Annotated in this window: 8 protein-coding genes; 2 read left to right on the top strand and 6 right to left on the bottom strand. The window is 71.0% G+C overall.

Going from position 1 to position 8,695, the window contains the following annotated elements:
* Together G3I19_RS31775 and G3I19_RS31770 are read left to right on the top strand one after the other, a co-directional pair.
* A partial coding sequence (locus G3I19_RS31775; protein WP_164267178.1) for a DUF4439 domain-containing protein occupies positions 1–294 on the top strand: 294 nt, incomplete at its 5' end.
* Entirely contained in the window at positions 291–1,199 is a 909-nt protein-coding gene (locus tag G3I19_RS31770; protein WP_164267177.1) for an aminoglycoside phosphotransferase family protein, read from the top strand. The genes G3I19_RS31775 and G3I19_RS31770, both read left to right, overlap by 4 nt.
* Positions 1,200–1,277: 78 nt before the next feature.
* Here G3I19_RS31770 and G3I19_RS31765 read toward each other — a convergent pair whose 3' ends face one another.
* The 6 genes from G3I19_RS31765 to dxr all read right to left on the bottom strand — a co-directional run bounded on the left by G3I19_RS31765 (position 1,278) and on the right by dxr (position 8,692).
* Complete coding sequence (locus G3I19_RS31765; protein WP_164267176.1) at positions 1,278–2,972, bottom strand: proline--tRNA ligase; 1,695 nt, start codon at positions 2,970–2,972, stop codon at positions 1,278–1,280.
* A 171-nt stretch (positions 2,973–3,143) separates the two neighbouring features.
* A complete protein-coding gene (locus G3I19_RS31760; RefSeq protein ID WP_164267175.1) occupies positions 3,144–3,692 on the bottom strand; it encodes a GNAT family N-acetyltransferase in 549 nt (182 codons plus the stop codon).
* A 30-nt stretch (positions 3,693–3,722) separates the two neighbouring features.
* Positions 3,723–4,568 carry a DUF4081 domain-containing GNAT family N-acetyltransferase gene (locus G3I19_RS31755; RefSeq protein WP_164267174.1) on the bottom strand — a complete coding sequence of 282 codons (846 nt, stop codon included), beginning with the start codon at positions 4,566–4,568 and terminating at the stop codon, positions 3,723–3,725.
* A 244-nt stretch (positions 4,569–4,812) separates the two neighbouring features.
* Entirely contained in the window at positions 4,813–5,967 is a 1,155-nt protein-coding gene (ispG, locus tag G3I19_RS31750) for a flavodoxin-dependent (E)-4-hydroxy-3-methylbut-2-enyl-diphosphate synthase (RefSeq protein WP_164267173.1), read from the bottom strand.
* A 164-nt stretch (positions 5,968–6,131) separates the two neighbouring features.
* A complete protein-coding gene (locus G3I19_RS31745; protein ID WP_164267172.1) occupies positions 6,132–7,436 on the bottom strand; it encodes a site-2 protease family protein in 1,305 nt (434 codons plus the stop codon).
* A complete protein-coding gene (dxr, locus tag G3I19_RS31740) occupies positions 7,433–8,692 on the bottom strand; it encodes a 1-deoxy-D-xylulose-5-phosphate reductoisomerase (protein ID WP_203600758.1) in 1,260 nt (419 codons plus the stop codon). Before dxr ends, G3I19_RS31745 begins: the two co-directional genes overlap by 4 nt.
* Between the last annotated feature and the right edge of the window lie 3 nt (positions 8,693–8,695).

Below are 8,695 nucleotides of genomic sequence, written 5' to 3'. Positions count from 1 at the left end.
GTGCGCGACCTGGGCGGCAGGCCCGGCGCCGCGGCGGCTGCCTACGCGCTGCCCTTCCGGGTGGCGGAGCAGGGCGACGCGGTCCGGCTGGCCTCGGTGCTGGAGGACCGGGTGGCCGATGTCTACTCCGACCTGGTGCGGGCCGCACAGGGGCCGCTGCGGCACGAGGCGGCGCTGGCGCTGCGGGAGGCCGCGGTGCGGGCTGCGCGGTGGCGTGGCGACGGCAGCGTAGCCTTTCCGGGGCTCGTCGAGCGGGCCTCAGCAAGCGCCGGAAAGGGATCCACTCACGCATGACTTTCGAACCGCCGCAGCGGCTTGTCCGGGCGCTCGGCGAGACGTACGGGGACGCGGCCGCGGCCGACTGGTTCGGCCGGATTCAGACTGATATGCAAGGGGCCATCGGCGTACGGGAGTTGACCGCCGAGCGCGTGCAGGCCCCGGGGGGCCGCAGCGCCCTGATCGTGCTGGTGCGCAGGGCCGACGGAACGCACGCGGTGCTCAAGCTGGCCCCGCCGTTCGCCCGGCCCGATCTGGAGCGGGCCGCGCTGGCCCACTGGAACGGCTGGGGCGCCGTGCAGCTGCTCGACGACGCCTCCCCCGGTGACAGCGCGCTGCTGCTGGAGCGGCTGCACCCCGAGGTCTCCCTGCACTCGCTCCCGGAGGCCAAGGCCCTGCTCGAAGCGGCGGGCACGGTGCGCAAGCTCTGGGTGGCGCCGCCGGACGGGCACGGTTTCGAGACGGTGGCGGAGCGGACCGCCCGGCAGGCCACGGCGATGCGTGCGGCGGCCGAGCCGCTGGTGGTCCCGCTGGTCGACGCGGCTCTCGCGGCGCGCGACGAACTGCTCGGGTCGGCCGCCGGGAGCGAGAGTGTGCTGCTGCACGGCAACTTCCGCCAGAGCAAGGTTCTCGCGGGTGAGCGCACCCCGTGGCTGGCGGTGGGCCCCGACCCGGTGGTCGGGGAGCGGGCGTACGACCTGGCCCGGCTGGTGCGCGACCGGGTGGACGACCTGGTCGCCGCCGCTGTCGGGCCCTCCACCGTGCGGCGCCGGGTGAACCGGCTGGCGGACTCGTTGGAGGTCGAGCACGCGCGGCTGCACGGCTGGACCCTGTTCCGGGCGGTGGAGTCGGGGGTGCGGGCGGTCGCGGCCGGGCGGCGGCAGGACGGGGAGCTGCTGCTGGAGTTCGCGGGCTGGCTCTGATGGGACAAGGGCGGGCCGGGGTCCGACTCCCGGCCCGCCCTGTCCGTACTCGTACGCGCAGGCGGCCCGCTGCTGGGCTCAGCCGGCCAGGCGCTCGATCGCCTCGGCGACCGTGAGCTCCTCGCGCTCGCCCGTGCGCCGGTCCTTGAGTTCGAGGACGCCGTCCGCCGCGCGCCGGCCCGCGACCAGGATCTGCGGGACGCCGATCAGCTCGGAGTCGGTGAACTTCACACCGGGCGAGACCCCGGGGCGGTCGTCGACCAGCACCCGCACACCGGCCGCGCCCAGCTTCTCCGCGACGTCCAGGGCCAGTTCGGTCTGGAGCGCCTTGCCCGCGGCGACGACGTGCACATCGGCCGGCGCGACCTCCCTGGACCAGCACAGGCCCTTGTCGTCCGCGGACTGCTCGGCCAGCGCGGCGACGGCCCGCGAGACGCCGATGCCGTACGAGCCCATGGTGACCCGGACCGGCTTGCCCTGCTGGCCCAGCACGTCGAGCTGGAAGGTGTCCGCGTACTTGCGGCCCAGCTGGAAGATGTGGCCGATCTCGATCGCGCGGTCCAGCCTGAGGCCGGTGCCGCAGGACGGGCAGGGGTCGCCGGGCTCGACGACCACCACGTCGAGGTAGTCGTCCACCTCGAAGTCGCGTCCCGCGACCACGTTGCGCGCGTGCTTGCCCGGCTTGTTGGCGCCGGTGATCCAAGCCGTGCCCGCCGCGATCCGCGGGTCGGCGATGTAGCGGACCTTCTCCAGACCCTGCGGGCCGACGTAGCCGCGTACCAGGTCGGGGCGGTCCTCGAAGTCCTCGGCTGTGACGACCTCGACCACGGCGGGGGCCAGGTGCTCGCCCAGCTTGCCGAGGTCCACCTCGCGGTGGCCGGGGACGCCGACGGCGACGATCTCGCCGTCGACCTTCACCAGCAGGTTCTTCAGGGTCGCGGACGCGGGCACACCGAGGTGCGCCGCCAGCGTCTCGATGGTCGGGGTGTCCGGGGTGTCCAGCTCCTCGACGGCGCCGTGCTCCGTGCCGTCCGCCGCGGGGGCGACGAAGGTGACCGCCTCGGTGTTGGCCGCGTAGTCGCACTGCGGGCAGTCCACGAAGGTGTCCTCGCCCGCGGCGGCCGGGGCCAGGAACTCCTCGGAGGCCGAGCCGCCCATGGCGCCGGAGACTGCGGACACGATGCGGTGGTCGAGACCGAGGCGCTCGAAGATCCTGATGTACGCCTCGCGGTGCAGCCGGTAGGACTCCGCCAGGCCCTCGTCCGTCGTGTCGAAGGAGTACGAGTCCTTCATCTGGAACTCACGGCCGCGCAGCACGCCGGAGCGCGGACGCGCCTCGTCCCGGTACTTGGTCTGGATCTGGTAGAGCATCACCGGCAGGTCCTTGTAGGACGTGCACTGGTCCTTGACGGTCTGGGTGAAGATCTCCTCGTGCGTCGGGCCGAGGAGATAGTCGGCGCCCTTGCGGTCCTTGAGGCGGAAGAGCAGGTCGCCGTACTCCTCCCAGCGGCCGGACGCCTCGTAGGGCTCCTTGGGCAGCAGCGCGGGCAGCAGGACCTCCTGTGCGCCGATGCCGTCCATCTCCTCGCGCACCACGCGGGAGACGTTGTCGAGGACCTTCTTGCCCAGCGGCAGCCAGGTCCAGATCCCGGCCGCGTTACGGCGTACGTAACCGGCGCGGACCAGGAGCTTGTGGCTGAGCGTCTCCGCGTCCGCCGGGTCGTCGCGCAAGGTCTTGACCATCAACCGGGACATGCGCTGGACCTGGGCCATGGTGACTCTCCTGCTTGGCTGTGTTTTCCGGGGGACGCCCCCCGGACCCCCGTAAGTGATGTCAGGAGGTTAACCGGGCCCGGCGGGCGGGCGGAAATCGGTCGGGGTCCTGGCCGCGCAGGGGGCCTGACCGCACACGGCCCGGCCGCACGCCGCCTGACCGCACAGGGGCTACGCGTGCGTGCCGGGGCGGAGCAGCGGGAGCGGGGCGCCCATCACCGCGTACGGCATGCCCGCGCTGGGGAAGTGGACCTGTCGCGCGAGGTCCGTGTACCCGAGGGACCGGTAGAGCCCGCGGGCCGGGGACTCCCGGTCGATGGCCGAGAGGATCGAGCGGGGTTCCGCGGCGCCGTCGGTGATCGCGGTGATCAGTTCGCGGCCGGTGCCACGCCCCTGGAAACCGGGGTGGACGTGCAGTTCGGTGATGACGAAGGAGTCGTCGAGCCAGAAGTCGGAGCCGGTGGCCCGCAGATACGGCTCGACCACCGTGGACCACCAGTGGGCCCGGCTGTTGGGCATCCCGTACACGAAGCCGACCAGGCGGCCGTCGGGTGCCGTGGCCCCGAGGGCGCGGGCGCCCGGGTTCTGCAGATGGCGCAGGACGATGCCGCGGCGCACGGCGACCTCGGCCTCGCTGAGGCCGAACGCGAGCGCCTGTACGGCCAGCGCCTCGTCCACTCGTCCCGCGAGATCGACCGGCCCGACCACTGCGTCATCCATGGTCGGCACCCTAATGCCAGAACTCCGGTGTCAGAACAGAACGCTCATGAAGGCTCCGTCCTCGCGGAAGCCGACCCGGCGGTAGGAGGCGCGTGCCGCGTGGTTGAAGTCGTTGACGTACAGGCTGACCACGGGGGCGACATCGGCGAGCGCGTAGCGCAGGACGGCCGCCATGCCGGTCTCGGAGAGGCCGCGGCCGCGGAACTCGGGGGCGACCCAGACGCCCTGGATCTGGCAGGCCAGCGAGGTGGCGGCGCCGATCTCGGCCTTGAAGACGACCTGGCCGTTCTCGATCCGGGCGAAGGAACGGCCGGAACCGACGAGTTCGGCGACGCGTGCCTGGTAGAGCAGTCCGCCGTCCCCCGCCATCGGGGAGACGCCGACCTCCTCGGTGAACATGGCCACACAGGCGGGCATGATCACTTCCAGCTCGTCCTTGCGTATACGTCGGACGAGCGGGTCGGGCGCGATGTCGGCCGAGAGTTCCTCGGTGATCATCAGCGGCTGGTGGGCGCGGACGTCGCGGGCGGGGCCCCAGCTCGGTTCGAGCAGCTGCCACAGGAGCGCGGTGGACTCGGCGGGGCCCACGATGGAGGAGCAGCGGCGGCCGGCCCGGCGGGCGCGTTCGGCGAAGGCGCGTACGGCGGCGGGGCCCGCGCAGATCGGGACGAGGTTGGCTCCGGAGTAGCAGAGCGAGCGGAGCCGGCCCCCGGTGTACCAGCCCCACATCTCGCCGCCGAGCCGCCACGGGTCGAGTCCGGCGACCTGGACGCGGGACGTCACGAAGGCGTTGACGACGGGATCGCTGTGCAGGATCTCGAGCGCCGCGTCGAGTTCGCCGGGTTCGAGGACCCGGGTGGTGGTCTGCGTCAACACAAGGGTCGCTCCAACGCTCCTTCGGGCCATGTCACGGCATCGCGCTTCTTGCTAGCGTTGCAGCGCGCATGTCCGGCGTCGGTCACGGCTTGACCGTCGCGTCACCGCGAGAAGCCCCTCGGGGCGGAGTCACACGGTCTGCTGGTCTCCGAACTGTACCCGGAGATGGATCGCAGCACCGCTCGCGCGGGAGAGGCCCTGCCTGCGGAGGAGGTCCCGTCCCGCGCGCCGTCGATACGGAGGATCAGCTGACGGAGACCGCGGGCTCGCCGGAGGCGATGCCGTCGCGTTCCATCTGCTCGGCGATCTTCATGGCCTCTTCGATGAGGGTCTCGACGATCTTCGACTCCGGGACGGTCTTGATGACCTCGCCCTTCACGAAGATCTGGCCCTTGCCGTTGCCCGACGCCACACCGAGGTCCGCCTCGCGGGCCTCGCCGGGGCCGTTGACGACACAGCCCATGACGGCGACGCGCAGCGGGACCTCCATGCCTTCGAGCCCGGCGGACACCTGGTCGGCCAGCTTGTACACATCGACCTGGGCGCGGCCGCAGGAGGGGCAGGAGACGATCTCCAGGCGGCGCTGGCGCAGGTTGAGCGACTCCAGGATCTGGATGCCGACCTTGACCTCTTCGGCGGGCGGTGCGGAGAGCGAGACCCGGATCGTGTCGCCGATGCCCTCGCTGAGGAGCGCGCCGAAGGCCACGGCGGACTTGATGGTGCCCTGGAAGGCGGGGCCCGCCTCGGTGACGCCCAGGTGCAGCGGGTAGTCGGACTGCGCGGCCAGCTGGCGGTAGGCGTTGACCATGACCACCGGGTCGTTGTGCTTCACCGAGATCTTGATGTCGCGGAAGCCGTGCTCCTCGAAGAGCGACGCCTCCCACAGGGCCGACTCGACCAGCGCCTCGGGCGTCGCCTTGCCGTACTTCTTGAGGAGCCGCGCGTCCAGCGAGCCCGCGTTCACCCCGATCCGGATCGGGGTCCCGGCGTCGGCGGCCGCGAGCGCGATCTCCTTCACCTTGTCGTCGAACTGCTTGATGTTCCCCGGGTTCACCCGTACCGCGGCGCATCCGGCGTCGATCGCCGCGAAGACGTACTTCGGCTGGAAGTGGATGTCGGCGATGACCGGGATCTGTGACTTCTTGGCGATGGTCGCCAGCGCGTCCGCGTCGTCCTGCGTCGGGCACGCCACCCGCACGATCTGGCAGCCGGAAGCCGTCAGCTCCGCGATCTGCTGGAGCGTCGCCCCGATGTCCGAGGTCCGCGTCGTGGTCATCGACTGCACGGAGACGGGTGCGTCTCCTCCGACGGCCACCGTGCCGACCTGAATCTTGCGGCTGATCCTCCGGTCGGCGAGCTTGATCGGAACGTCCGGCATTCCGAGAGAAATCGCAGTCATGCGCAGTGCATCCCCAAGGGTGTGGATCGAGGTCCCGGAATCAACGGGCTTCGGCCACCGAGATTACGTCACGCGGGGCAGCACACGAACACCCGCGCCCGTAAACCACCCAAAGGTGAGCGGCCGCACACCAAGGGTGTACGGCCGCCGGTTCCGCGTTCTTCTCAGGTGATTTTGACGGGGTTGACGATGTCGGCCACCAGCACCAGCAGGGTGAAGCAGACGAAGACCCCGGCGACGACATACGCGACGGGCATCAGCTTGGCGACGTCGAACGGGCCCGGGTCGGGCCGCTTGAAGACCTTGGCCAGATTGCGCCGCAGCGCCTCCCACAGGGCCCCCGCGATATGGCCGCCGTCCAGCGGCAGCAGCGGCAGCATGTTGAAGAGGAAGAGCGAGAGGTTGAACCCGGCGAGCAGGAACAGCATCATCGCCAGCTGGTTCTGCGCGGGCACGTGCAGGGTCATGACCTCGCCGCCGATCCGGGCGGCGCCGACCACACCGACCGGCGAGTCGGCCTTGCGCTGGCCGCCGTCGAAGGCGGCGTTCCAGAGGTCCGGGATCTTGGAGGGCAGCGCGACGATGGAGTCGACGCCGTTGCCCACCATGTCGCCCATCCGGCCCACCGAGGCGCCGAACGACAGCGGCTTGATCTCGGTCTGCGCGGCGAAGCCCAGGTAGCCGGCGGGGACGAACTTGTCCGGGACGACGTCCCCGTTGGAGTCCTTGCGGGCCACCATGTTCTTGGCGAGCTTGGCGTGCAGGGTCTGCTGCTTGCCGTCCCGTACGACGGTGATGGTGGCCGGGCCGATGGTGTCGCGGATGTGGTTCGACAGATCGCCCCAGGTGGAGACCTTCGTCCCGTCGAAGGCGACGATCTTGTCGCCCTCCTTGAGGCCCGCGGCCCTGGCCGGCGAGACCGGGTCGCCCTTCTCGCAGGTCTGGCGCTTCTCGCTCTGCGCGATGACGCACTTCTGCACCCCGGCCACCTGCGTGGTCTGCGTCTCGAAGCCGAAGGACATCGCGACCCCGACGAAGATCACCACTGCGAGGATCAGATTCATGAAGGGGCCCGCGAACATCACGATCACGCGCTTCCACGGCTTGCGGGTGTAGAACAGCCGCTCCTCGTCGCCCTCCTCCAGCTCCTCGAACGCCGCCGACCTGGCGTCCTCGACCATGGAGCGCCAGGGGGACGTGGACCGGGACTCGATCCTGCCGTCAGGGCCCGGCGGGAACATGCCGATCATGCGGATGTACCCGCCGGCCGGGATGGCCTTGAAGCCGTACTCCGTGTCGCCCTTCTTGCGCGACCAGATGGTGGGGCCGAAGCCGACCATGTACTGCGGGACACGGATGCCGAAGAGCTTCGCCGTCGAGAGGTGGCCCAGCTCGTGCCAGGCGATCGAGAAGAGCAGCCCGAAGACAAAGATGACGATGCCGATGACCGTCAACACGATCGTGGTCATGCGCGAGCCTCCGCTGTGGCCTTCTGGGCTAGTTCACGGGCCCGGGCGCGTGCCCAGGTCTCCGCTTGCAGGACGTCCGTGACCGTCAGAGAAGTTCCCGTACGGGGCTCGCCATGCTCGGCCACGACTGCGGTGACCGTATCCATAATCCCGTTGAAGGGCAGCTTTCCGGCCAGGAAGGCGTCGACGCACTCCTCGTTCGCCGCGTTGAAGACCGCGGGAGCCGTGCCGCCGATGGCGCCGACGTGCCGGGCGAGACCGACGGACGGGAAGGCCTCGGTGTCCAGCGGGAAGAACTCCCAGCTGGACGCCTTGGTCCAGTCGAAGGCGGGCGCCGCGTCCGGGACCCGCTGCGGCCAGCCGATACCGAGGGCGATCGGGCCGCTCATGTCGGGCGGGGTGGCCTGGGCGAGCGTCGAGCCGTCGGTGAACTCGACCATGGAGTGCACATACGACTGGGGGTGCACGACGACCTCGATACGGTCGAACGGGACGTCGTACAGCAGATGCGCCTCGATGACCTCCAGGCCCTTGTTGACCAGGGTCGCCGAGTTCACCGTGATGACCGGGCCCATCGCCCAGGTCGGGTGCGCCAGCGCCGCGTCGGGGGTGACGTCGGCCAGTTCGGCCCTGGTCCGCCCGCGGAAGGGCCCGCCGGACGCGGTGACGATGAGCTTGCGCACATCGGCGCGCTTCCCGGCCGCCAGCGCCTGGAACAGCGCCGCGTGCTCGGAGTCGACCGGGATGATCTGGCCGGGCTTCGCCAGCGCCTTCACCAGCGGACCGCCGACGATCAGCGACTCCTTGTTGGCGAGGGCGAGCGTACGGCCCGCGGCCAGGGCCGCGAGGGTGGGCGCGAGGCCGATCGAGCCGGTGATGCCGTTGAGCACCGTGTGGCAGTCGGACGCGGCGAGTTCGCTCGCGGCCTCGGGCCCCGCCAGGATCTCGGGCAGCGGCTCGGAGCCGTACTGGGCGCCCAGCGCCTCGCGCAGCGCGGGCACGGCGTCCGCACGGGCGACAGCGACGGTACGGACACCGAGCCGGCGCGCCTGCTCGGCGAGCAGGGCGACCCGGCCGCCGGCGGCGGAGAGCGCCGTCACCCGGAAGCGGTCGGGGTTGCGCAGCACCAGGTCGATGGCCTGGGTGCCGATGGACCCGGTCGAGCCGAGGACGACGATGTCCCGGCGTCCTTCGACGGGGTCGAAGACGATGTGCGGGTCGGCGAGGATGGCAGGGCTGTCGCTCATGCCCCCCATTGT

The organism is Streptomyces sp. SID10853 (assembly GCF_010548145.1).
Classification (GTDB): domain Bacteria; phylum Actinomycetota; class Actinomycetes; order Streptomycetales; family Streptomycetaceae; genus Streptomyces.
Note: the sequence above shows the minus strand (reverse complement) of the source record. Positions and strands in the feature narration are given on the sequence as shown.